This window comes from Herbidospora yilanensis, assembly GCF_001570565.1.
Taxonomy (GTDB): Bacteria; Actinomycetota; Actinomycetes; order Streptosporangiales; family Streptosporangiaceae; genus Herbidospora; species Herbidospora yilanensis.
The window spans coordinates 57998-83476 of the sequence record NZ_BBXE01000043.1 but is presented as its reverse complement, the minus strand read 5'-3'; the positions used below and the strand labels follow the sequence as shown (position 1 = coordinate 83476).

The following is a 25479-nucleotide window of genomic DNA, read 5'->3' as shown; positions in this document are numbered from 1 at the left end:
GCCGCGGCCGGCGACACCTGGGGCCTGGGCCGCCGGTGGGCCCGCCTGCCCCTCGTCCAGAAGCACCCGATCCTCAAGTAGCGACCGACGGGACCTTGGTCCCTGGGAGGGTCACGGCGCAGAAAGGACGATGGAAGCATGGACACGCTGGAGAAGGTCGACGCCTTCTGGCGGGCCGCCAACTACCTCTCGGTCGGCCAGATCTACCTGCTGGACAACCCGCTGCTGGCCGAACCCCTCACGGCCGCGCACATCAAGCCGCGCCTGCTCGGGCACTGGGGCACCACGCCGGGCCTCAACTTCGTCTTCGCCCACCTGAACCGGATCATCACCGAACGCGGCCAAGACATGATCTACATCGCCGGGCCGGGCCACGGCGGGCCCGCGGCCGTCGCACACGCCTGGCTGGAGGGCTCCTACAGCGAGCTCTACCCCGACGTCTCCCAGGACGCCGCCGGCATGCGCCGCCTGTTCCGCCAGTTCTCCTTCCCCGGCGGCATCCCGAGCCACGTGGCGCCGGAGACCCCCGGCTCCATCCACGAGGGCGGCGAGCTCGGCTACTCGCTCGCGCACGCCTACGGCGCCGCCTTCGACAACCCCGGCCTCGTGGTCGCCTGCGTGATCGGCGACGGCGAGGCCGAGACCGGGCCGCTGGCCGGAAGCTGGCACTCGAACAAGTTCACCGACCCCGAGCGCGACGGCACGGTCCTGCCGATCCTCCACCTGAACGGCTACAAGATCGCCAACCCGACGGTCCTGTCCCGGATCCCCGCCGAAGAGCTGACCAAGCTCATGGAGGGCTACGGCTACCGCCCGTACACCGTCGAGGGCGACGACCCGGCGGCCACGCACAAGCTGATGGCCGACACCCTGGACGCCGTCTTCGACGACATCGCGGCCGGCCTCCAGCCGATGATCATCCTGCGCACCCCCAAGGGCTGGACCGGCCCCAAGGAGGTCGACGGCCTCCCGGTCGAGGGAACCTGGCGCTCCCACCAGGTGCCGCTGGCCTCCGTCCGGGAGAACCCCGCCCACCTCGCGATGCTGGAGCAGTGGATGCGCTCCTACCGCCCGGAGGAACTGTTCGGCGCCGACGGCCGTCCCGTCCCGGAGATCCTCGGCACGGTGCCCTCCGGCGACCTGCGCATGAGCGCCAGCCCGCACGCCAACGGCGGGAAGCTGCTCCGCCCGCTCGTCCTGCCCGACTTCCGCGACTACGCCGTGGACGTGCCCGCCCCCGGCGCGGCGGTCACCGAACCGACCCGCGTCCTCGGTCGTTTCCTCCGCGACGTGACCGCCGCCAACAAGAGCAACTTCCGCATCATGGGACCCGACGAGACCGACTCCAACCGCCTGTCGGCCGTCTTCGAGGTCACCGACCGCGCGTGGAACGCCCGGACGCTCCCCACCGACCGGCACCTGGCCCCGGGCGGGCGGGTCATGGAGGTGTTGTCGGAGCACCTGTGCCAGGGCTGGCTGGAGGGCTATCTGCTGACCGGCCGGCACGGCCTGTTCAACTGCTACGAGGCGTTCATCCACATCGTCGACGCGATGTTCAACCAGCACGCCAAGTGGTTGTCGACCACCCGGAAGATCCCCTGGCGCCGCCCCGTCGCCTCGTTCAACTACCTGCTGTCCTCCCACGTCTGGCGGCAGGACCACAACGGCTTCAGCCACCAGGACCCCGGATTCCTCGACGTCGTCGTCAACAAGAAGGCGGAAGTCGTACGCGTGTACCTGCCACCGGACGCCAACACCCTGCTGTCGGTCGCCGACCACTGCCTCCGCTCGCGCGACTACGTCAACGTGATCGTCGCCGGGAAGCAGCCCGTCCTCGACCTGTTCGGCCCCGGCGAGGCCGTCACCCACTGCACCCGCGGCCTCGGCATCATCGACTGGGCCTCCAACGACGCCGGACATGAGCCCGACGTGGTGCTCGCCTGCGCCGGCGACGTGCCCACCCTGGAGACCCTCGCCGCCGCCGCGATCCTGCGGGAACACCTGCCCGCGCTGAAGGTGCGGGTCGTGAACGTCGTCGATTTGATGCGCCTCCAGCCGCCGGCCGAGCACCCGCACGGCCTGCCCGACGCCGAGTTCGACGCCCTGTTCACCACCGACCGGCCGGTGATCTTCGACTTCCACGGCTACCCCTGGCTGATCCACCGCCTCACCTACCGGCGCGCCGGCCACCCCAACCTCCACGTGCGCGGCTACAAAGAGGAGGGCACCACGACCACTCCCTTCGACATGGCCATGCTCAACGACATCGACCGCTACCACCTCGTCATGGACGTCATCGACCGCGTCCCCGGCCTGGGCGCCACACAGGCGCACCTGCGCCAGCGGATGAGCGACGCCCGGCTGCGCGCCCGCGCGTACACCCGCGAACACGGCGAGGACCTTCCGGAGATCCAGACCTGGACCTGGACGCAGGACAGGGCGCCCGGCTGATGCCCGTCGAGTCGATGCCCGTGGCGCGCCTGCCGGCCGCGCTGACGACGGCGACGCGGATGGGAACGCACGGTGTCCGCCGCCCGATCGGGGACATCCGCGTGCGGGAACCGAGTCCGGGAGTCCGAGGATGACGACACGAAGTTTCGAACGCCGCGGGCTCTCCACCGATGAGGCGACGGCCCTGCTGGAGCGGCACGGCCCCAACCTGCCGCCGAGGCGGCCGCCGACGCCGTTGTGGCGACGGATCGCCGGACAAATGCGGGATCCGCTCATCGTCGTCCTGCTGGTGGCCGCCGCCCTGACCGCGATCACCGGAGACTGGGCCGACATGAGCGTGATCCTGCTGGTGGTCGTGGTCAACACCACGGTCGGGGTGGTTCAGGAGGTACGCGCCGACCGGGCCATCACCGCCCTTTCACGACTCACCGCCCCGTCCGCCCGGGTGGTCAGAGACGGCGTCCAGAAGCCGGTGCCGGCGGCCGAAGTGGTGCTCGGCGACCTGCTGGTAGTGGCCGAGGGGGACGTGATCCCCGCCGACGCCGTGGTGGTGGAGCAGGCCGCGCTGCTCGTGGACGAGTCGGCCCTGACCGGTGAGTCCGTGTCGATCGACAAGGGCGACGGCGACCGCCTGTCCGCGGGGACCACGGTGGTACGGGGGCGCGGCAAGGCCGAGGTGACGGCGGTCGGGGCCGCGAGCGCCGTCGGCCGCATCGCCTCGATGATGGACGAGAAGGCGGCGCTGCCCCCGCTCCAACGCCGGCTGGCGGGAGTGGGCCGCGTACTGGCCGCGGTCGCGGTGGCACTCTGCGCGCTGGTGCTGGCCCTGGGCCTGCTCCAGGGGGAACCGGTGGAGCTGATGGTGGTGACCGCGATCAGCCTCGTCGTCGCCGCCGTGCCCGAATCCCTGCCGGCCGTGGTCACGCTGAGCCTCGCGCTGGGTGCGCGGCGGATGACCCTGCGGTCGGCCCTGATACGCCGCCTGCACGCGGTCGAGACCCTGGGCTCGGTGACCGTGCTGGCCACGGACAAGACGGGCACCCTCACCGAGGGCCGCATGGTCGTCCGCGAGATGTGGGTCCCCGCCGGAACAGCGGTGCTCACCGGCTCCGGCTACGCGCCGGAGGGGGAGATCCACTTCTCGCCCGGCACGGACGCCGACGACTTCACCGGCCTGGCGACCGCCGCGGCACTGTGCAACGACGCCTCGCTCGTCCGCGACGCCGAGGGCCGGTGGGAGGCGCTGGGCGACCCGACCGAGGCCGCCCTGCTGGCCGCCGCCGCCAAGCTCGGCCAGGACCAGGCCGAACTGCGGCACCGGTTCCCGAGAGTCGGCGAACTGCCCTTCGACAGCGACCGCAAGCGCATGACCACCGCCCACCTGCTGCCCGCCGGCCGCACCCGTGTCATCTGCAAGGGCGCCCCAGAGTCCCTGCTCAACCCTTCGCTGCTCGGCGACGTACCGGAGTCGCTGGAACACGCGGCCGGGGAGGCCGACCGGCTCGCCTGCGCGGGCTACCGGGTGCTGGCCGTCGCCCAGGCCGACCTCGACGGAACGCGGGAGCACGTCGAAGAACGCGGCCTGCACCTGATCGGCCTGGTCGCGATGTCCGACCCCCCGAGACGCGAGGCCGCCGCCGCCGTGACCGCGTGCCGCAAGGCCGGCATCCGCCCCCTGCTGATCACCGGCGATCACCCCGAGACCGCCCGCGCCGTCGCCGCGGAACTCGGCATCGTCGAGCCGGGCGACCTGGTCGCCGACTGCCGCGAGCAGGACGCCCATCGGCAGGACACCACCGTCTACGCCCGTGCCACCCCCGCCCAGAAACTGGACATCATCCGGCGCCTGCGCGACCAGGGCGAGGTGCTGGCGATGACCGGCGACGGCGTCAACGACGGCCCCGCCCTGCGGCACGCCGACATCGGGGTCGCGATGGGCCGCCGGGGAACCGAGGTCGCGCGCCAAGCCGCCGACCTGGTGCTCGCCGACGACAACCTGACCACCGTGGTCGCCGCCGTCCAGGAGGGCAGGCGGGTCTACGCCAACATCCGCCGCTTCCTCGTGTACGGCCTGTCCGGCGGCGCCGCCGAGATCGCCGTGATGCTGCTGGGCCCGTTCCTCGGCCTGCCGCTCCCGCTGCTACCGGCCCAGATCCTGTGGATCAACCTGCTGACCCACGGACTACCCGGCGTGGCCCTGGGCGGTGAACCCGCCACGCCCGGATCCATGGACGTCCCGCCGCGTCCCGCGAGGGAGAGCATCCTCGGAGCGGGCCTGTGGCAGCGTGTGGCCCGCATCGCCGCGGTGCTCACCGCCGTGACCCTCGGCGTCGCGGTCTGGGCCGCCCACACCGGCCGCCCATGGCAGAGCATGGCCTTCTTCGCCCTGGGCGCCACCCAGCTCGGCGTCGCCCTCGGCTCACGCGCCCGGCCCGGCACCCGCGCCAACCCGCTGCTGCCGATCGCCGTCGCGGGCGCACTCGCCCTCCAACTGGCCGGACTGTACCTGCCGCCCCTGCGCGACCTCCTGGGAACCCGGCCACTGGCCGCCGGTGACCTGATGATCGTGGCAGCGGTATCGGTGCTGGGCTACGCGGCGGTACGCCTCGACCGGATCATCTATCCCAAGCGCCGGCAGAGATCGGCTCTCCCGTAGCTGTGCTTGGGCACACCTTGATGGTTGAACTTCTCGGTGACCGTGTACGTCCGGCCGTGCGGCATGAGGTCGGTGGCGCCAAAGTGCTCGAATGGTTTCTAAGAGTAGTCAATCGCTCAGTCGCCGCCGACCTGGCTCTTAGCCTTTCTTCAGACCGACCGCGTAGAAATCGACTATGGACGCCCAAGTGCTGGTGGTCGACGACGAGCCGAGCATCCGTGACCTGCTCGCCGAGGCACTGGAACTCAACGGGTTCGGCGTCCGGGCCGTCTCCTGCGGTCGGGCCGCTCTCCAGGAGGTAGCGGCCGACCGGCCCGACATCGTGATCCTCGACGTCATGCTCCCGGACATCGACGGCTTCACTGTGGCGCGGCGGCTGGGCGACGACGGCCCGCCGGTGCTGTTCCTGACCGCGAAGGACGAGGTCGACGACCGCATCAGAGGCCTCACGGCGGGCGGCGACGACTATGTCACCAAGCCCTTCAGTCTCGAAGAAGTGGTGCTGCGACTCCGGGCGATCCTGCGGCGCATGCGGCCGCCGGAGTTCGACGGCGTCATTCGCTACGCCGACCTCGAACTCGACGAGGAGGCTTATGCGGTACGCCGGTCGGGTCGTCCGATCCACTTGTCGCCGACGGAGTTCGCCCTGCTCCGCTATCTGATGATCAATGCCGGGCGGGTGGTCAGCAAGGCGCAGATCCTCGAACGCGTCTGGGACCACGGGTTCGACACCGACAGCCGGATCGTGGAGTCGTACATCAGCTATCTGCGCAGGAAGATCGACACGGGCGGGCCGCCGCTGATCCACACCCTTCGGGGTGTCGGCTATCGGCTGTCGAGCGCACCATGACCCGCCCGTGGCCGCTCCGGCTGCGGCTGCTGGCCGCATTGCTCACCCTTTCGGCCATCGGGCTGGCGGTGTTCGCGGTGTCGGGAGTGCTGGTGCTGGAGCGGTCGCTGCTGGCGCGCTCCGACAGCCAGCTGAGCGACTTCGCCCTGAGCGTCGCCCGCCGCCCACCGCCCTCGGACGTCCAGCTACCGCCACCGCGCGGGAGCCTGGAGCTGCCGAGCCAGTTCCGGGTCACCTTCTATACCCCCTCCGGGCAGCTCGAACGGCAGCTGCCCGCCACCTCTGACGACGGGCCGACACTGACCGCCGACCTCGTCACCGGGGCGACCCGCCGACCGTTCACTGTGGGCGACTGGCGGGTGATCGTCGAGCAGTCGCCCGATGGGCGGCGGGTCGCCGTGGCGATGTCGCTGGAGTCGAACCAGGCGACCGTGCGGGAATTGCTGATCATCGAGATCGTCGCCGGTGTGGTCGTGCTGGTCCTTCTCGGAGCGCTCGCCTGGGTTCTGGTACGACTGGGGCTGCGTCCCCTGACCAGGATGGAGACCACCGCCGAGGCCATCACGGCGGGAGACCTCGACCGCCGGGTGGCCGATGCCGACCCGCGCACCGAACCCGGCAGACTCGGTACCGCCCTCAACACGATGCTGGAACGCCTGGCCTCCGCGCTGAAGGCCCGCGAGCAGTCGGAGCAGCGGCTGCGTCACTTCGTCGCGGACGCCTCCCACGAGCTGCGCACCCCGCTGACCTCGATCCGCGGCTTCGCCGAACTCTACGAACACGGGCGGCAGACCCGGGATCCGGTGGCCGTGCGGCTACTGGGCCGGATTGAGAACGAGGCCAGGCGCATGGGCGTGCTGGTGGAGGACATGCTGCTGCTGGCCCGGCTCGACCGCGAGCCGATGCTCGACCTCAGCACGGTCGACCTGCGGGTGCTGGCCGGCGACGTCGTGCACGCCGCCCGTGCCCGGGAACCCGGGCGGCCGATCACCTTGGAGCTGCCGGGTGATCCCGTCTGCGTACACGGGGACGAACACCGGCTCCACCAGGTGATCGCGAACCTGGTCGGGAACGCGGTCACCCACACCGGCGACCGCGTCTTCGTCACCGTCGCGCGCCATGATGAGAAGACCGCTCTGGTCTCGGTACGAGATCAGGGCCCCGGCATCGATGCCGAGCATCTGCCGCATGTCTTCGACCGCTTCTACCGGGCCGATCCGTCCAGGTCACGGGCTCACGGCGGGACTGGTCTGGGCTTGGCGATCGCGGCGGCGCTGGTCGAGGCGCACCACGGCCGGATCGAGGTGGAGAGCGTCGCGGGCGAGGGCGCCACGTTCCGGGTGACGCTGCCGTTCATCTCCGGTTCGGTCTAGGTTCACACATTGTTCCAAGGTTCGTCAGGTCGTATATGCGCTGACCCGAATGGAGGAACATGCACGGTGACCGATTGCGCGCGCCGAGCAGGCTGCACGCCTTCAACCGCTACGAGATCAAGTACCTGATCGACGTCGACCAGGTCGACCGGCTACGCGAAGAGATGGAACGGCGCCTCGACCGCGACCGGCACTGCCCTGACGAGGGCTACAGCATTTGGAGCACCTACTACGACACCCGGCGGCTCCGCTTCTACTGGGAGAAGATCGAGGGCTTGAAGTTCCGCCGCAAGCTGCGCATCCGCCACTACGGCGACCGTTTCGCGGCCACCGCGGAGACCCCCGTGTACGTCGAGATCAAACAGCGGGTGAACAAGGTCACCCAGAAGCGTCGGGTCCGGCTCCCCTACGCGGAAGCGCTCGCCCTGTGCGACCGGCGGCAGATGGTCGAGAGCGACTCGCAGCCTTTCGTCGAGGAAGTCCTCGACCTGGTGTCCCGCCTCGACCTGGGCGCCACCGCGATGACCGGCTACACCCGCCACGCCTACGTGGGCCGCGACGCCGACCTGGGCCTGCGCGTCACCTTCGACCGCCGCATCCGGGGTCGCGACCGCGACTTCGACCTCGCCGCCAAGGCGGAGAACCGGCTGATCGTGCCGCCCCGCAAAGCGATCGTCGAGGTCAAGGCCAACGAGCGGGTGCCCTACTGGTTCACCGACCTGGCCGCCGCGCAGAACCTCCAGGTAGTCCGGGTCTCCAAGTACTGCCAGAGCGTGGAGGCCTACGGGCTGGTGCCGCGCTCGATCTTCCACATCTCCGACGACCACCACGCCGACGCGCACCGTCCGGCCTACCTGAAGGTCTGATCCCCTATGGACTTCACTTTCCAGGACCTGTCCGGCACGTTCAGCGTGACCGACATCGCCGTCGCGATGGCCCTGTCGTTCGTGCTGAGCGCGATGATCGGCTGGGTCTACCGGGCGACGCACCGCAACGTGTCGTACAGCCAGTCGTACGTGCAGACGCTCGTCATCCTCGGCATGCTCATCTCGCTGATCATGCTGGTCGTCGGGTCGAACATCGCCCGCGCGTTCGCCCTGGTCGGAGCCCTGTCGGTGGTGCGGTTCCGCAATGCCATCAAGGAGACGCGCGACGTCGGGTTCATCTTCCTCGTGATGGCCGTCGGCATGGCGGTCGGCACCCGCTTCTACGTGCTGGCCATCGTCGCGGCCGTGGCGATCTGCCTGATCGTCGTGATCATGAACCGGTTCGACTGGTTCGCGCTCAACACGCAGCGCCAGGTCGTGAAGGTGCAGGTGCCCTCCGACGAGGACTACACGCACGCCATCCAGGACATCCTGATCCAGCACACCGACGAGTTCGAGCTGGTCAGCATGGAGTCGATCCGCGCCGGTGCGCTCATGGAGCTGATGTACACCGTGAAGATCAAGAAGGGCCACGAACCCGCCGACCTGATCAGCGCCCTGCGCGACCGCAACCACGGCCAGTCGGTCACCGTCCTGACCGGCTACGACCAGACCGACCTCTGATGGCCCTCAAACACCGCATCCCCGTCTCCCTGCGGATGAACTGGAAACCGGTCGCCGCCTCGGGGGTCTTCCTGGCGGTGTGCGCCGGGGTCTTCGGAACGGGAACCATCCGCCCGTACGTGACCAGCACCGCCTCCGCCTCCGGGGCGACCGTGATCACCGACCTGAAGGGTTCGGCGGAGCTCTTCGACCCCTCGAAGCCCCACGAGGTGAAACTGACCTTCACCGACGCGGCCTACGAAGACATGCTGACCGAGTACTTCAAGAGCGGCGAGAAGAACTACGTCGAAGCCGACCTGGTCATCGACGGGACGACGATCCCCAGCGTGGGCGTGCGTCTGAAGGGCAACTCGACCCTGGGCAGCCTGACCTGGAACGGCGAGGGCCGCCAAGGCGGCCGGGGTCCGGAAGGTGGATTCCAGCCGCCCGAGGGCTTCGAGCGGCCGGCCGGTGGCGAGGTGCCGGGTGGCGGGTTCGCTGGAACGGGTGGGATGTCCCTCAAGGCGGAGGAGCCGGAGAACCTGCCCTGGCTGATCAGCTTCGACGAGTTCGTCGAGGGCCGCCGCTACCAGGGCCACAGCCAGATCGCCGTACGCCCGACCTCGATGGGTTCGTCGACCCTGCTCAAGGAGTCGCTGGCGATCTCGATGGTCGACGCGTCGGGTGAACCGTCACAGGGCTACGCCTACAGCGCCTTCTCCGTGAACGGCCGCTCCTCGGGCCCTCGATTGCTGGTCGAGTACCTCGATGAGGGCTACGCGGAGGAACTGGGCGACGGCGTGCTCTACAAGTCGCTGGCGACGTCGAGTTTCACCTACAAAGGTGAGGACCAGACCTCGTACACCGCAGACTTCAAGCAGATCAACGCCAAGGGCGAGCAGGACCTCCAGCCCGTGATCGACCTGGTCAGATGGGTCGAGCAATCCTCCGACGAGGAGTTCGCCGAAGGCCTGGCCGCGAAGCTCGACGTGGAGTCCTTCGCCCGCTACCTGGCCCTGCAGAACATGCTCCTGAACTTCGACGACATGTCCGGCCCAGGCCGCAACTACTACTTGTGGTACGACCTGACGACGAAGAAGTTCAAGGTCATCACCTGGGACCTGAACCTCGCCTTCAGCGGCGACGCGACCGCCGGCCCCAACGATGCGATGAGCATGGGCGGCTTCGGCCGCATGCGCCAAGGCAACCAGCGAACCGCGGACCAGACCGGTGAACAGGATGCGGCCGCAGGCCGGGCCGTCCCATCTGGTGGGCAAAACCAAGCACCCGACCAGGCGGGGCAGCCCGACGGGCAAGGAGCCCCTGCGGATCAGGCCCGGCGGCGGCCAGGCGGTGGCGGAATGCGCATGGGACACACGCTGAAGGACCGCTTCCTCAAAACGCCCGCGTTCAAGAAGATCTACGAGGAGCAGTACCAGAAGCTCTACCAGGACCTCCTCTCCAGCGGAAAGGCGGCCACCCTCCTCGACCGGGCGGTCGCGTCGTACCAGGCCAACGAGGGCGCCGACGCGACCGAGGCTCAGAAGGAACTCGCCTCCCTGCGCGAGACCCTCACCACCCGCACGAAGTCCCTGGGTGAGGCCTTCGCCAAGCAGTGACCAGGACCGCGCGATGGCTGAAGGCGCGCGAAACACGCATCTGTGCGGCAGCTCGGGAGGCGGCTCCGGCCGCCATCCGAGCGGCACGAATTTCGGCGCCGGAGCCGCTCGAACTGGTGTCGGCCGGCTGTCGAGAGCGGTGATAGACCGTCGAAGACGGGTCATACCGTTCCTTTCTGTCGAGGAACGGGGGAACGGGCATTGACCTCACTCCTCCGGAGGGGCCGCAGACGCCATCGAAAAGCGCATCTCCCTTTGTTAGAGGCGTGAAGTGATCGTCCTTCGAAAGGATCACAGGCGCTGACCAGATCACAGCGGCTTGGAGACGGCGCAGTCTTTCGGCTTCCGGCAACTGCAACCGGACACGACGAAGGGCGTCCTTCGCGAGGAAGAACGCCCTGGTCACAACGGAGCCGCCTTGGGGAATCGAACCCCAGACCTACGCATTACGAGTGCGTCGCTCTGGCCGACTGAGCTAAGGCGGCATGCTGGCAATCAGCAGTCCTACTGTACAGCCTCCGCCCCCCACTCCGCGCCCACGATCAACACCGAGTGCCCTCCTTGGGCACCACAAGATCCACCAGGTACCCGTCCACAGCCCCGTCCACGCACGACGACCCCGTCTGATAAGCCGTGTGCCCATCCCCGTCAAATGACAACAAGACCCCCGACTCCAGCTCGGAGGCCAACGCCTCGGCCCATTCATAGGGTGTAGCCGGATCCCGCGTGGTCCCCACGACCAGGATCGGCGCCGCCCCGGCCCCGTTGATCTTCAGATCGGCCTCGTCAGCACGGGCAGGCCAGTAGGCGCAGGCCAGACTGTCCCACATCACGAACTTCCCGAACCGTGGCGCCACCTCCGCCGCGTCCCGAGCAGCCGACTCGTAGTCGGCCACCTCACCCGGATAGGCGTGATCAACGCAGTTGACCGCCTTGTTGGCCTCCGTCTGGTTCGTCCACGACCCGTCGATCCGCCGCCCCAGCAGCACGTCGGCCATGCGCAGCAGTTGGGTGCCGTCCCCGGCGAAGGCCTCGCGGAGCGCCCCCCGCAGCACCTCCCACGATCCGCGGTCGTAGAGCGGGGTGATCACGCCGAAGGCGGCCCACGTGTCGTTGATCACGCGGGAGTCGCTCTGGTTCCGCAGCGGCAACAGGTCGGCCCGCTGGAGCAGCCGGGAGATCTCGTCGAGCGCTCCGTCGACCGTTCGGGACGAGAACGGGCAGTCGTCGACGGTGAAGCAGTCTTCCACAAAGGCCCGCATCGCCACCTCGAACCCCTTGGCCTGCACCTCGTTCAGTTCGAGCGCCGAGATCCGGGGGTCGACCGCCCCGTCGAGGACCAGCGCGCGCACCCGGTCGGGGAACAGTTGCGCGTAGACCGCGCCGAGGTAGGTCCCGTAGGACTTCCCGAGGTAGGTCAGCTTCTCGTCGCCCAGAGCCTCGCGCAGGCTGTCCATGTCGCGGGCCGCGTCGGCCGTTCCCACGTGGGCCAGGAGTGGGCCGGCGTTCTTCTGGCATCCGGCGGCGAACTTCTTCGCCCCGGCCACCATGGCCGCCTCCTCCTCGGGTGTGTCGGGGGTCATGTCGAGCGACAGGTAGGACTCCACGTCGGCCTCCGACAGGCACCGCAGGGGTGTGGACTCGCCCACGCCCCGGGGGTCGAAGCCGACCAGGTCGAACCGCTGGCGGAGCTTCTGGGAGACCGGCGAGTCGCGTACGTAATCGATGCCCGACCCTCCCGGGCCGCCCGGGTTGATCAGCAGCGAACCGATGGGGTCGCCGGTGGCGGGCAGCTTCGCGACGGCGATCTCGATCTTCTCGCCGTCGGGACGGTCATAATCGAGCGGTACGGCCAGAGTCGCGCACTCCAGGCCCTCATGGCAGGGCGTCCACGACAACGCCTGGTCGCGGAGCGGCTGCGACGCCTCCGGCGCCGAACACGCGGTCGCCAGCAGCGCCAACGCCAGCAGCAGCCGCCTCACGACGATTCGTAGGTTTCTTCGTACGCCTTCCGCGGCCCGCACACACTCGCCTTGGAGCACGCGCACCGCCGGCCGCCGTCGTTGAGCCGCACGATCACCGAGTCGGACGGCACGTTGTGGCCGACGACGACCCCGGCGCCCTCGGGGGTGTCGACGGTCAGGCCGACCCTGGGCGCTCCGGCGCGGAACTCCTGGTAGAGCGGGTGCTCGAACTTCAGGCAGCACATCAGGCGGCCGCACGCCCCCGCGATCCGCAGCGGGTTGACCGGGAGGTCCTGGTCTTTCGCCATGCGTACGGAGACGGGTTCGAAGTCTTTCAGGAACGTGGCGCAGCACAGATCGCGCCCGCACGGGCCGATCCCGCCCTGCAGCCGGGCCTCGTCGCGGGGGCCGATCTGGCGGAGCTCGACACGGGCCCGCAGGTTGCGGGCGAGGTCGCGGACCAGCGCGCGGAAGTCGACCCGGTGGGGGGCCGAGAAGTAGACCGTGTAGACGTTGTCGGCGTCGAGGTAGTCGACGCCGACCACCTTCATCGGCAGGTCGTGACGCTTGATCAGGCGCTTGGACACGCTCCGGGCCTCGGCGCGGCGGCGCTTGTTGGTCTCGTCGCGGGTCAGGTGTTCCTCACCGGCGATGCCGCCGCAGACGGGCAGGCCGTCGACGTCTTCGGAGACCCACTGGGGAGCCCAGATCGTCTCGGCGACCTCGAAACCGGCGTCGGTCGGCACGAGGACACGATCGCCCACCTTCGGAGAGTGGCCACCCGGATCGAGGTAGTACAACCGCCCGTATCGGGTGAAGCTCACGGCCATCATCATGCCCAAGGGAGCCCGGCCTCCTCGTGTGGTTGCGCCTCACGCCACCCTACGCGCCCTCTTTACCAGGCAACCACTCCGTCCATGACACGGCCGGGAATGTCCATCACCTTCCGGTACGTCCCCTCGGAGACCTCGCCGATCTCATGTTCGCTCTGAACGAGAACGCGAGTCCCCCCGGCCAGGTCGAGCACCCGCAACCAGGAACGGCCCCGGTAGAGCACCTCGGCCGGTTCCCCGCCGGCCGGGTCGAACGCCATGACGGCGGCCTGGGGGTCGTCCAGCCGGGCCATCCCGGTGCTCACTCCGGCGATCAGCCGGGTGCCGTCGGGAGACATCCGCACGCCGTAGAACTGCACCTTCGCCCCGTCGAGCTCCCCTGACAACAGCACGCGGCGCGGCGGGGTAGCGGGCTGATCGGCGTCGAGGACGTAGACCTCCGGCGAGTCGGCGCAGTCGATCACGCGCAGTCGATCGGCCGGAACCTGGCCGTTCCCCCGAACGGCGAAGAAGCGGCACGAACTGACCCCTTCCAGGGTGCCCAGGGTGGGCGGCACGGCCGTGGGCGCGGTATAGACGACGATCTCGCCACTCGGCGAAGGCTCGGCAGACGGGACGACGACCACCACGTCGCCGGACGGCCCCGTCGAGGGCGTGGGCATCGGGACGATCACCGCATTCTCCCGCGCCCCACCGGAAGGCGCGACCACATCGGCCGGTGACACGGAGATGAACGCCGTCGGCACCCCCGGAGGCACGGACACGATGGCCCTCGGCGCGACACTCGAACTCGGTGTAGGCACGCCCGGAGGCGCGGACCCGACGGCCCTCGGCGCGACACTCGAACTCGGTGTCGGCGCTCCCGGAGGCGCGGCCGAGAGCTCGGCCGGTTGTGAGACCGGTGGTGAGGCCACGACCACCGCTGGTTCCGAGACGACCACCGTCGGGCCCGCGGACATGGTCGTGTACGCGATCTTGGACCCGTCGTCGCTCGCGGAGATCGACGCGAACCCGGATCCCGCCCTGACCTCGACTCGCCGGCCCTCCCCCGACCGCGCGTCGGCGACCACGAGGTGGCCGCGGCCGTCGGCGTCCGGCGCGCAGGGGACCGTCCCGAAGACCACCTTCGTCCCGTCCCCGCTCACCGTGAAGGAGCTGATCCGAGTCTGCGCCCCTGGCCGGACCGGCACCTCGGCGGGCGTCCCGGCCCGCCCGGCGTCGTCCACGGTGAATCGCACGATCCTGCTGGAGCAGAAGCCCGGCCCGTTCATCAGGGCGTAGAAGGTCCGGTTGTCCAGGGCGGCCTGGACACGCTGGTAGAGCCATCCCGTCGTCGCCTCGACCCGGTCGAGCTCGGCTCCGTCGGCCGCTCCCCGGACGATCAGCTCCGACTGCTCCCTGGCCTCCACGATGAACCGGGGGGCCGCCGTGCTCGCCACCGTCTGGTTCAGCCCGCCCCGCGTCATGACCACGCTGCCCACGATCGCCAGCCCCACCGCCAGCGCCGCCGCCAGGGGCACCAGGAAGCCCTTCCTGGCCTCTTCCAGACGTAGCGGAGGCGCTTCGGAGATCGTGTCGCCGACGGCGGTCGTCGCGTCCTTCAGGCGGAAAATGACGTCGTTCATGCGTTCTCTCCAAGAATGCGACCCAGCGCGTCGAGCGCCCGGGAGGTCGTGGACTTGACGGTCCCCCTGCTGACCCCCATCGCCTGGGCGGTCTCCTCCTCCGACAGTTCGGCGTAGTACCGCAGCAGCAGCGCCTCCCGTTGTCGTTGCGGCAGCCGATGCAGGGCCTCCAGGACCTCCCGGCGTTCGGCCCCGAGTAAGGCCGCCGACTCGGCCGACCAGACGGGTGGGTCGTAGGCCCCCGCGAACCACGACGGCAACCGTCTTCGCCGCAGCACGCTGCGCGCGTTGTTCAGCACCGAACTCCGCAGGTAGGGCACGGCGGCGGCCGGGTCGCGGAGCAGCCGCCACCGACGGTGCAGCCCCAGAAACGCGTCCTGTACGGCGTCCTCGGCGCTCTCCCGATCGCCGACCATGATCAGGGCCAGCCTGGTCAGCCCGAGCGCGTGCTCCTCGTAGAGGCGGCTGATCGCCTCATCCCGGTCACCGGAGGAGAGTGCGATGTCCACCGTTTCGGCCTGCATGCTTCAGAGACGTGCGGAGCCCCCCGAGGTTGCTCGTCTCAGCCGACCGGTTTCCACAGAGCCAGGGTGAGCGCCTCGACCGCGATCTGCGGGTTGACGTTGGCCGCCAGCCGTTCGCGGCAGCGCATGATCGCCTGGGTGCGCTTCAGCGTCTCCTCGGGCCGGGACGCGCGCGCCACGGCCTCCAGTTCGGCCCGCCGATCGCCGTTGGCCAGCTCGACCGGCGCCCCGAACTGCACCGCCAGCACGTCGCGGTAAAAGGCCATCAGGTCGAGCAGCGCCGTGTCGAGCGACTCGCGCTTGATCCGGGTCGCCCGGGACTTCTGCGCCGTCTCCAGTTCCTTCAGCGCGCCCGCGCCACCCCTGACCAGGCCCTTGTTCAGGCCCTTCCCCGTCGATCCCTCGCCGTAGATGGCCCGCAGTTCGGCGATCTCGGTCTCGTTGAGCTCGACGGTGGCCGCCGCGGCGTCCTCGTCGGCGGTCTTCACGAGTTTCTCGGCCGCGGCGATGCACTCACCGAGGTTGGTCAGGCTCTTGGGGATCGACAGTACGGCCTCGCGCCGCCCCCTGGCCGACTCGTCGAGCGCCAGCCGCCTGGCCCGGGCCAGGTCGCCCTGGGCCGCCCGCGCCACCGACTCGGCCACTCCGGGGGGCACGTTGTCTCTGGTCACGAGGGCATGGGCCACCGCCTGGCTCGACGGCGTCACCAGGGTCACCACGCGGCAGCGCGACCGGATGGTGATGATCATGTCGTCGGGGGCCGGCGCGCAGAGCAGCCAGACCGTGCGGGGCGGGGGCTCCTCGATGGCCTTCAGGAGGGCGTTGGCCGCCTGCTCGGTCGCCCGGTCGGCGTCGTCGAACAGCACCACCCGCCAGCGGCCCATCGTCGACCGCCCGGCGGCCCGGAGGATGAGCTCGCGGGTCTGCTTGACGCCGTATGAGAGCCCCTGGGGCCGGACCGACTCCAGGTCGGGATGGGAGCCGATCATCACCTGGTGGCACGCGTCGCAGTAGCCGCACCCCCGGTCGGGGCAGAGCAGGGCGGCGGCGAAGGCCTTGGCGGCGTCGAAGCGCCCGGAACCGGGTGGCCCGGTGAAGAGCCACGCGTGGGTCATGCCCGCGCCGCGGCCCCCGGCGAGCACCTCGGCGGCAGCGGCGGCGGCCCGGCGCAGGACCGTCGCGGCCTGTTCCTGGCCGACGAGGTCATCGAACACGTCCACCCGGAAAGGCTAGTCCCTGATCGCGGGCATCGTTCCGGTGCTGGCCTCAGTCTCCCGGGGCACCGGGTCGGGCAGCACCTCACGGACCCGATCCTGGATCAACCGCGACACCTCGGGCTGGCTGAGCGTGCCGTCGACGACGAAGTAGCGCTCGGGGTCGCGGGCGGCCAGGGCGCGGAACTCCGAGCGGACCCGCTCGTGGAAGTCGAGCGGCTCCGACTCGATCCGGTCGGCGGGGTGGGCGTGCCGCCGCAGCCCCACCGACGGCGGCACGTCGACCAGCACGGTCAGATGGGGCACCAGCCCGCCGGTGGCCCACTGGTTGACCTGGGCGACCTCGTCGGCCCCCAGGACGCGCCCGGCCCCCTGGTAGGCCAGCGACGAGTCGACGTAGCGGTCGCAGACCACCATCGACCCGCGCTCCAGTGCCGGCCTGATGACCTTCTCGACGTGTTCGGCCCGGTCGGCGGCGTACAGAAGGGTCTCGGCGTGGGCCGACAGGCCCTGGTGGGTGGAGTCGAGCAGGATGGCCCGCAGCCGCATGCCGACCTTGGTCGACCCCGGCTCCCGCGTCTGGACGACGTCGAAGCCCTGGTCGCGCAGCCAGATCGCGAGCAGCCGCGACTGGGTGGTCTTGCCCGACCCCTCACCGCCCTCGAAGGCGATGAACATGCCCGGCGCCTCTTCCGGGGGCTCGGGCGCCAACCGCTCGCCGCGCAGCGCGGCCAGCAGGTCGACCCGCAGCGGCACCTCCGGCCGGTCGTCGAGCCGCCGCAGCGACAGGACGCCGATCACCACGGCCGCCACGGCCCCGACGAGCAGCACCAGGTTGGCCCCGTCGAACGTGTAGGCCAGCCCGTTGACGGCCAGTTCGTGTTCGCCGAAGAAGCCGCCCACGAGCGCCGCCACGGCGACCACGCCGAGGAACACGACCCGGGCGGCGGCGTGGAGGAAGTCGACCGGCCGCCGTCCCTCGGACTCGGCCTCGATCGTGGTGAAGCCGATGATCCAGGCGATGCCGGCGAACACCCCGGAGACGAAGGTCAGCACCGCCACGAGCACCAAATTGTGGATCAGCCCGATGGCGGCGACCGTCAGCCCGGCCATGATGATCGAGAGCCCGAAGAACCGCCGGCGCGACAGCTCCTTCAGCCACCGCAGCCCGAAGAACGAGCCCACGGCCGCACCCACGAACACGGCGCAGAAGACCGTGGCGTATCCGGCGTCGCCGCCGCCGAGCACCCCGACGTAGGCCCGCCCGACGGCCACCACGACGGAGACCGCGGCGAACACGCCGATCATGCCGACGTAGAGCCGTTTGACGGCCCGGTTCGCCGTCGCGAGCCGCCATCCGTCGGCGAGCTGGGTCAGCACCGACGGCTTGGGGGCCCCGCCCGCGTTGCGCAGATCGAGGGTGAACACCAGCGCGGCGGTGGCGAGGTAGCAGATCCCGGCCACCACGATCATGATCTTCCCGGCCCCCAGCCCGAAGCCGGGGACGATCGCCGTGATCACGTTGACCAGGCCCGCCACCAGGGCGAACAGGAAGGCGGCGAGGGGCGCCATGGCGTACCAGGCGAGCAGGCCCACCCGCTCGGCGTCGGCCCGCCGGTCGGCGGGCACCAGCCCGGAGACGGCGGCGTCGCGGCCCGCGCCCCACACCAGGGACGCGCATTCGATCAGGAACATCGCCAGGATGAGCCACTGGTGGCCGCCGATGATCAACGCCAGCAGGACCACCACGAACCGCACCGCGTCGGCCGCGGCCATGGCGAGCCGCCAGTCGACCTTGGAGACCAGCAGCCCGGCCAGCGGCCCCAGCAGGACGGCCGGGAGCAGCTTGGCGAGGAAGACCCCGCCGATCACCAGGCTCTGCGTCGGGTAGCCGTCTCCTTGCGTGAGCGTCCCGGCCAGGGCGGTCAGGGTGATCAGGGCGAGCCAGTCGCCCAGCCCGCCGACGGACATCGCGGTCCACAGACGGCGGAACGGAGCGATGGCCAGCACGTGGGACGGCTTGCGGGCCCGGCCAGGGGTGCTCATGGTGTCAGCGTATCCAGGTGCTCGCTGCGGGTGGGGGGCTGGAGCGGGCCGGTTTGCCCCGGCTGCTCATCGCCTGAGGGTATTACGAACCGGGTATCGCCGCAGTATTCATGCGTGTTCCCCCCGACTTGGGCGGGAGCGCCAACCAAGCGCCCGAGCTTCACGTCAGCTCGATCAGAGTGATCTCCGGCGGCGCCCCCACACGGACCGGCGGCCCCCAGAAACCGGCTCCCCGGGTGACGTAGATCGGCATGTCGCCGATCCTGCCGAGCCCCCGGACCACCGGCTGCTGGAGCGGCACGATGCGGTCGAACGGCACCATCTGCCCGCCGTGGGTGTGGCCGGAGAGCTGGAGGTCGACCCCGGCCTTCGCCGCCTCCAGGCCGACGACGGGCTGGTGGGCCAGCAGGATCGTCGGCAGCCCCTCGGGCCGCCCGTGGAGCGCGAGCTCCACGTCGGGACCGTCGCGCACGGTGTCGCCCGTGACGTCGTTGACCCCGGCCAGCGTGAGGTTGCCGTGCCGGCCGTAGATCGTCACCCGCTCGTTGGCGAGGGTCTTGATGCCGTGTTCGCCGAGGAGGTCGATCCACGGCTCGGGCCCGTCGGCCAGGTAGTACTCGTGGTTGCCGGTCACGAAGTAGGCCGGCGGCGCGATGTGCTGGAGCGGGGCGGCCAGCGGGCCGAGCTCGCCGACCGGCCCGTCGACCAGGTCGCCGACGATGGCCACGAAGTCGGCCTTCAGCGTGTTGATCAGCTCGACGATGCGCTCGGTGTGACCGATGCCCGTCAGCGGCCCGAGGTGGATGTCGCTGACCAGGGCGACCCGCATGCCGCCGGCGAAGTCGGGCAGCGAGATCCGCACCTTCTCGATGACCGGTGCGCCCAGCCCCGTCTTCAGGCCGAACCCGACGATCGTGCCCGCGCCGACCCCTGCCGCGACGGCGGTCGCACGGTTGATGAACAACCGCCGGTCGGGCCGTTCGGGCGGCTCGACGACGTCTTCGACCTGGATCTCGATCTTCTTCAGCCCGGACGCCGACCCCACCGTGGCCGGGATGACCTTGGCCGGCGGCGCCTCCTTGACCGGGTCGCCCTTGAAGCGGCGGTTCAGGATCAGCCGGGGGATCTCCAGCACGAGGCAGATCAGCGTCAGGTAGAACATGATCGCGACCCAGATGAACCCGGGCCAGGCCAGCACGTGGACGATCCACGACGACGACACGCGACTGCCCACCAGCGCCACCAGCAGCAGCCCGAGCAGCACGACCAACCCGCCGGTCAGGGCCCTCCTGGCCCGCCCCGGCAACGTCGTCGACCGGATCAGCCGCCGGTAGAGGTAGTAGTGGACGGCGAAGACCACGCCGAACACGACGACGAGAAAACCCACGGGTACCCCCTATCGGACCGCGCTCATGCTACGAGCAAAGAACCCGTGCGGCGCAGCCGGGAGAGCCGCCTGTGGACAACCTGCCGCCTGTGGACAACCGCCGCCTGCGCGGGGGACCGCGCAGGCCGGCAAGTTGTGAAACGGCTACTTCGCCTTGGTGTTCGCCCGAGCCGTCGGCTTCGAGGTCGTCGACTTCGCCGCCGCCGTCTTGGTCTTCGTGGCGGTGGTCTTGGCCGTGGTGGTCTTGGCCGTGGTGGTCTTCTTCGCCGGAGCCTTCTTGGCGGGCGCCTTCTTCACCGGGGCCTTCTCACGCCGGTCGGCGAGCAGCTCGGCCGCCCGCTCGATGGTGATGTCTTCGACCGTGTCGCCCTTGCGCAGCGAGGCGTTCGTCTCGCCGTCGGTCACATAGGGCCCGAACCGGCCTTCCTTCACCACGACCGGCTTCTTCGACACCGGGTCTTCGCCCAGCTCGCGCAGCGGCGCGGCGGCGGCCCTGCGGCCCCGCTGCTTCGGCTGCGCGAACACCTCCTTGGCCTGCTCGATCGTCATCGTGAGCAGCTCCTCCTCGGCCGTCAGCGACCGGGAGTCGGTGCCCTTCTTGATGTAGGGACCGAACTTGCCGTTGTGGGCGACGACCTCCTCGCCGTCGATCTCCCCGATCACGCGGGGGATCGTCAGCAGCCGCAGCGCGTCGTCGAGGGTGATCGTCTCGGGGTCCATCGACTTGAACAGCGAGCTGATGCGCGGCTTCGGCTGGTCGGCCTTCTTCACCCGCTTCTTCGGGGCGTCGGCGGCCGGCGCCTCCTCGGGGAGCACCTCGGTCACGTAGTGGCCGTAGGGCCCGTTGCGCACCCAGATCGCGTGCCCGGTCACCGGGTCGGTGCCCAGCTCGCGGGCGCTGGACGGCTGGGCGAACAGCTCCTCGGCCTTCTCGGCGGTCAGTTCGTCGGGCGTGACGTCGCTGGGCACGTTGACCTTGGCACCCTCGCGGTCGAGGTAGGTGCCGTAGCGGCCCACCCGGATCACGATGTCGGTTCCCTTGATCGGGAACGAGCTGATCTCCTTGGCGTCGATGTTGCCCAGGTCGCTGACCAGGTCTTTCAGGCCCTCGTCACCGTCGCCGCCGTCGCCGAAGTAGAAGCGCCGCAGTTCGGGCACCCGCTCGGCGCGGTCGTTGGCGATGTCGTCGAGGACCTTCTCCATCTCGGCCGTGAAGTCGTAGTCGACCAGGTTGCCGAAGTGTTGCTCCAGCAGGTTGACCACGGCGAACGCCAGGAACGACGGCACCAGCGCGGTGCCCTTCTTGAACACGTATCCGCGTTCCAAAATCGTCCCGATGATCGACGCGTAGGTCGACGGCCGTCCGATCTCGCGGTCTTCCAGCTCCTTGACCAGAGACGCCTCGGTGTAGCGGGCGGGCGGCTTGGTCGCGTGGCCGGCCGGGGCGAGCTCCAGGACGTTGACCGCCTGCCCCTCGGCGAGGTTCGGCAGCCGCTTCTCGGAGTCGTCACGGTCGGTCGACGGGTCGTCGGCGCCTTCGACGTAGGCCTTCAGGAAGCCGTAGAAGGTGATGGTGCGGCCGGTCGCGCTGAACTCGGCCTGCTCGCGGTCGGCCAGGACACGGACCGACACCGACTCGCCCTCGGCGTCTTTCATCTGGGAGGCGACGGTGCGCTGCCAGATGAGCTCGTAGAGGCGGAACATGTCGCCGGAGAGCCCGGTCTCGCCGGGGGTGCGGAACTCCTCGCCCGACGGGCGGATCGCCTCGTGGGCCTCCTGCGCGTTCTTGACCTTGCTGGCGTACACCCTCGGCTTGTCGGGCACGTAGGCCGACCCGTAGAGCTTGATCGCCTGGGCCCGCGCCGCCGCGACGGCGGTCTCCGACAGCGTGATGCTGTCGGTACGCATGTAGGTGATGAACCCGTTCTCGTAGAGCTTCTGGGCCACCTGCATGGTGAACTTGGCCGAGAACCCCAGCTTCCGGCTCGCCTCCTGCTGGAGGGTGGTCGTCCGGAACGGCGCGTAGGGCTTCCTCGTGTACGGCTTGCGCTCGACCGAACGTACGGCATAAGAAGCCCCGTTCAGCCGACCGGCCAGCGCGGTGGCGGCGGCCTGGTCGAGGTGGAGCACGTCTTGCCTGGTCAGCAGGCCGTCGGAGCCGAAGTCGCGGCCCTGGGCGACGCGCTTGCCCGCGACCGACAGCAGAGTCGCACCGAACCGGCTGGGATCGTCACTGCCGAGCCCGGTGTCGAAAACGGCGGAAAGGTCCCAGTAGGCGGCGCTGGTGAACGCGATGCGGTCACGCTCCCGCTCGACCACCAGACGCGTCGCGACCGACTGCACGCGGCCCGCGGAGAGCCCCTGCTTGACCTTCTTCCACAGGACCGGGCTGACCTCGAAACCGTAGAGACGGTCGAGGATGCGCCGGGTCTCCTGCGCGTCGACCAGGCGCAGGTTGAGGTCGCGCGGGTTGGCCACGGCGTCGCGGATCGCCTGCGGGGTGATCTCGTGGAACACCATGCGGTGGACGGGCACCTTCGGCTTCAGCACCTCGCGCAGGTGCCACGCGATGGCCTCGCCCTCGCGGTCTTCGTCAGTGGCGAGGTAGAGTTCGTCGGCCTCTTTCAGAAGCTGCTTCAGCTTCGAGACCTGCGACTTCTTGTCGCTGTTCACGATGTAGAGCGGCTCGAAGTCCTCTTCGACGTTCACGCCGAGCTTGGCCCAGGCCTGGCTCGCGTACTCCTCGGGGATCGTGTCGCCCTTCCCCGGAAGATCGCGGATGTGGCCGATGCTGGACTCGACGACGTAACCGCGCCCGAGGTACCCGGCGATCGTCTTCGCCTTGGCGGGCGACTCGACGATCACCAGGCGGGTTCCGCCGGCGTTGCCGTTGTTCGCTGGCACGCTGCTACCTACCTCGCTGTTCGCTGCTTTTCCCCGTCGGTGTGGGCCTTTCACGGTAACCCGTCACGAGCGGCCCTCCCCCTCGGGCTACCCGGGTGGGCCCCGGTCTGTAACCACCTGGACCCGTTATCCCACGAGGACGCAGAATAGAGCCCATCGGACTCCACCGTCCCCAACGGGAGACTAATCGCTGTGCTCGACTACTCCTACATGGAGCTCTTCCTTCCACGCGGAACCTCACGTGAAGCGGCTCGTCAACTCCTGACGGAACATGCCGAATACGGCCATTGGGAACTCCACCGTCTGCGCCTCTATTCCGACGGCAGCCGCAGGGTCTGGCTGCGACGGAAGATCATACGCGCGGTCAGCACCCTTTAAACATGGCTTTGCCCGCCCCGGGCCGCGCCCCCGAGACGGGCAAAGCTTTCCCGCCTCCCCCAGCGGGAACCGCCCGGCCGGGGGAGACACCTAATCGACTCGCCGCCTGACGGCGACGGCACGTCTTACTTGCGGCGGCCGAAGCGCAGGCGGCGGGCGCCGGCGAACAGGGTGGCCGAGGCGGCGAACATGGCGCCCAGCAGCAGAGCGGCCAGCGAACCCGAGTTCATCCCGGTGATCGAGTCGGGCTGGGCGGCGCTCATCAGGCCGAGCCCGCCGACGGGCAGGGCCGAGGCGGCCGAACCGAGCGAACCCGCGACCGGCAGGCCCTGGGCCGCACCGGTGACCGGGGCCAGCGGGCTGGCCTGCGCGTTCTTGGCGGGAGCCTTCTTGCCACCCGCGGCGGCCGGCACGGCAGGAGCGCCGGGCAGACCCGGCAGCGCCGGGAGGCCGAGCATGCCGGGCAGGTCGCCGACCAGCGGCAGACCGGCGGCGCTCATCTTGGTGAGCTGACGGGCCGAGCTCATCGCCGGCAGGGCGGGCAGCGGGCCGGAGGTCTCGGCCGCGTCGACCTTGCCCCAGCTCTGGGTCAGGTTGTCGTAACCGTCGCCGGTGGTGTGGTTGACCGAACGGCCGACGCGGCTGCCCCCGAGGCACCCGGCGGCGGCGTCGCCCAGCCCGGCGACCGCGTTGCCGCACGCGTTGATCGGCGCCGTGATCGGCGCGATGATCTGGTTCCCGGCGAGCACGCCGGACTTGCCGTTGGTCCTGTTGCCACCGCCGCCGGGCCCGCCCTCGGCGGAGACCTCGCCAGTGCAGTGGGCCTCGGCCCCGCCCGCCGCCGCGACGGCGTTGCCGCACGCGTTGATCGGCGCGGTGATCGGCGCGATGACCTGGTTGCCCGCGACGACGCCCGACCGGCCCGAAGTGGTGTTGCCCCCGGCGCCCTTGCCGCCGTTCTTGGCGGTGGCCCCGCCCTTGCACCCGGCGAAGGCCTCGCCGAACAGGGCGACCGCGTTGCCGCAGATGTTGATCGGCGCGGTGATCGGCGCCACGACCTGGTTGCCCGAGACGACCCCGGAACGGCCGTCGGTGGTGTTGCCGCCGGCGCCGGTGCCGGGCGTGGTGTTGACCGCCTCGGAGCCGCCCTTGCATCCGGCCAGCGCGCCCCCGATGGCGTTGCCGCAGACGTTGACGGGCAGGTTGACCGGGGCGATCACCTGGTTGCCGCTGCCGGCGCCGAACCGGCCGTCGGTGTCGTTGCCGGTCGAGCCGGGCTTGCCGGGACCGTGCTGGTATTTCGGACCGGGGTCGCCGTTGGTCGAGGTCGAGCCGCCCTTGCAGCCCGAGAACGCGTCACCGAAGACCGCGACGGTGACGCCGCAGACGTTGATCGGCGCGCTGACCGGCGCGATGACCTGGTTGCCGCCGAGCGCGGCGGAACGACCGGACGTGGAGTTGCCGCCGGGCCCGGCGCCGGTGTTCTTGACGGTCGAGCCGCCCTTGCAGCCCGCGACCGCGTCGCCGAAGATGGCCACCGCGTTGCCGCAGGCGTTGATGGGGGCGCTGATCGGCGCCGTGACCTGGTTGCCGCCCAGCAGGCTGTGGTCGCCGTTGGTGGTGTTCTTGCCGGCGCCGCCGTGGCCGGAGGTCTTGACCTCGGAGCCGCCCTTGCACCCGGCGTCGGAGTTGCCGAACAGCGCGATCGCGTTGCCGCAGGCGTTGATCGGCGCGCTGACCGGCGCGTTCACCTGGTTTCCGCCCAGGACGCTGCTCTTGCCGGAGGTGTTGCCCTGGATGCCCTTACCAGAGGTGCCGCTGTTGTCGACGGACGCGCCGCCCTTCGACGTGGCGGTCGAGCCGCCCGCGACCCCGACGGCGTTGCCGCTCAGGTCGATCGGGAGGGACACCGGCAGGTTGACCTGGTTGCCGCCACCGATCGAGCTCTGGCCGTCGGTGTCGGCGACAGCGGTCCCCGTGCCGAGGGCCATGACGCCGGCCGCGAGGAGAGCCGCGGGGGCAGAGCCCTTCGCCCACGTTCGCATGATGAAAACTCCATTTGTTCTGGGGGTACCTGACAACTCGTGACAGAAGAACTCCAGGCCGAAGGCACAGCGGTGCCATGG

General features: G+C 70.0%; 17 protein-coding genes and 1 tRNA gene. 8 read left to right on the top strand and 10 right to left on the bottom strand.

Annotated elements, in window-relative coordinates:
- Positions 1-138: 138 nt before the first annotated feature.
- The 7 genes from AW273_RS32135 to AW273_RS32105 all read left to right on the top strand — a co-directional run bounded on the left by AW273_RS32135 (position 139) and on the right by AW273_RS32105 (position 10478).
- Positions 139-2451, top strand: a complete 2313-nt coding sequence (locus AW273_RS32135) for a phosphoketolase family protein (RefSeq protein WP_062356583.1) — start codon at positions 139-141, stop codon at positions 2449-2451.
- Positions 2452-2581: 130 nt separating this feature from the next.
- Entirely contained in the window at positions 2582-5107 is a 2526-nt protein-coding gene (locus tag AW273_RS32130) for a cation-translocating P-type ATPase (RefSeq protein WP_062356580.1), read from the top strand.
- 175 nt (positions 5108-5282) lie between these two features.
- Entirely contained in the window at positions 5283-5957 is a 675-nt protein-coding gene (locus AW273_RS32125) for a response regulator transcription factor (protein ID WP_062356576.1), read from the top strand.
- Positions 5954-7330 (top strand): sensor histidine kinase, encoded by a 1377-nt coding sequence (locus AW273_RS32120; RefSeq protein WP_062356573.1) that lies wholly within the window; start codon positions 5954-5956, stop codon positions 7328-7330. Before AW273_RS32125 ends, AW273_RS32120 begins: the two co-directional genes overlap by 4 nt.
- Positions 7331-7389: 59 nt before the next feature.
- Positions 7390-8196, top strand: a complete 807-nt coding sequence (locus AW273_RS32115) for a polyphosphate polymerase domain-containing protein (protein WP_083950206.1) — start codon at positions 7390-7392, stop codon at positions 8194-8196.
- Positions 8197-8202: 6 nt separating this feature from the next.
- On the top strand, positions 8203-8880 hold the full coding sequence (locus AW273_RS32110; protein WP_062356570.1) for a DUF4956 domain-containing protein: 678 nt from the start codon (positions 8203-8205) through the stop codon (positions 8878-8880).
- Positions 8880-10478: a CotH kinase family protein gene (locus AW273_RS32105; RefSeq protein WP_062356568.1), complete on the top strand. Its 1599-nt coding sequence runs from the start codon at positions 8880-8882 to the stop codon at positions 10476-10478. The genes AW273_RS32110 and AW273_RS32105 overlap by 1 nt, the downstream gene beginning before the upstream one ends.
- A 411-nt stretch (positions 10479-10889) precedes the next feature.
- Here AW273_RS32105 and AW273_RS32100 read toward each other — a convergent pair.
- From AW273_RS32100 to topA, 9 genes are all read right to left on the bottom strand, one after another.
- A tRNA-Thr gene (locus AW273_RS32100) sits at positions 10890-10963 on the bottom strand.
- A 57-nt stretch (positions 10964-11020) separates the two neighbouring features.
- Positions 11021-12460, bottom strand: coding sequence for an alpha/beta hydrolase (locus AW273_RS32095; RefSeq protein WP_232327700.1), 1440 nt, complete (start codon positions 12458-12460; stop codon positions 11021-11023).
- Entirely contained in the window at positions 12457-13272 is an 816-nt protein-coding gene (locus tag AW273_RS32090; RefSeq protein ID WP_232327702.1) for a PSP1 domain-containing protein, read from the bottom strand. The genes AW273_RS32095 and AW273_RS32090 overlap by 4 nt, the downstream gene beginning before the upstream one ends.
- A gap of 65 nt (positions 13273-13337) precedes the next feature.
- Complete coding sequence (locus AW273_RS32085; RefSeq protein WP_062356562.1) at positions 13338-14900, bottom strand: TolB-like translocation protein; 1563 nt, start codon at positions 14898-14900, stop codon at positions 13338-13340.
- Positions 14897-15409 (bottom strand): SigE family RNA polymerase sigma factor, encoded by a 513-nt coding sequence (locus AW273_RS32080; protein WP_232327699.1) that lies wholly within the window; start codon positions 15407-15409, stop codon positions 14897-14899. The genes AW273_RS32085 and AW273_RS32080 overlap by 4 nt, the downstream gene beginning before the upstream one ends.
- A 53-nt stretch (positions 15410-15462) precedes the next feature.
- Positions 15463-16644 carry a DNA polymerase III subunit delta' gene (locus AW273_RS32075; protein ID WP_062356557.1) on the bottom strand — a complete coding sequence of 394 codons (1182 nt, stop codon included), beginning with the start codon at positions 16642-16644 and terminating at the stop codon, positions 15463-15465.
- Positions 16645-16653: 9 nt separating this feature from the next.
- Positions 16654-18684 (bottom strand): dTMP kinase, encoded by a 2031-nt coding sequence (tmk, locus tag AW273_RS32070; RefSeq protein ID WP_062356554.1) that lies wholly within the window; start codon positions 18682-18684, stop codon positions 16654-16656.
- Positions 18685-18844: 160 nt separating this feature from the next.
- Complete coding sequence (locus AW273_RS32065; RefSeq protein ID WP_062356552.1) at positions 18845-20071, bottom strand: metallophosphoesterase; 1227 nt, start codon at positions 20069-20071, stop codon at positions 18845-18847.
- A 144-nt stretch (positions 20072-20215) separates the two neighbouring features.
- Positions 20216-22975, bottom strand: a complete 2760-nt coding sequence (gene topA / locus AW273_RS32060) for a type I DNA topoisomerase (RefSeq protein ID WP_062356549.1) — start codon at positions 22973-22975, stop codon at positions 20216-20218.
- Positions 22976-23167: 192 nt separating this feature from the next.
- Between topA and AW273_RS38945 the strand changes: the two genes are divergently transcribed.
- Positions 23168-23353: a DUF5703 family protein gene (locus AW273_RS38945; protein WP_081898449.1), complete on the top strand. Its 186-nt coding sequence runs from the start codon at positions 23168-23170 to the stop codon at positions 23351-23353.
- A gap of 125 nt (positions 23354-23478) precedes the next feature.
- Here AW273_RS38945 and AW273_RS32055 read toward each other — a convergent pair whose 3' ends face one another.
- Positions 23479-25398: a chaplin family protein gene (locus AW273_RS32055; RefSeq protein WP_062356546.1), complete on the bottom strand. Its 1920-nt coding sequence runs from the start codon at positions 25396-25398 to the stop codon at positions 23479-23481.
- Between the last annotated feature and the right edge of the window lie 81 nt (positions 25399-25479).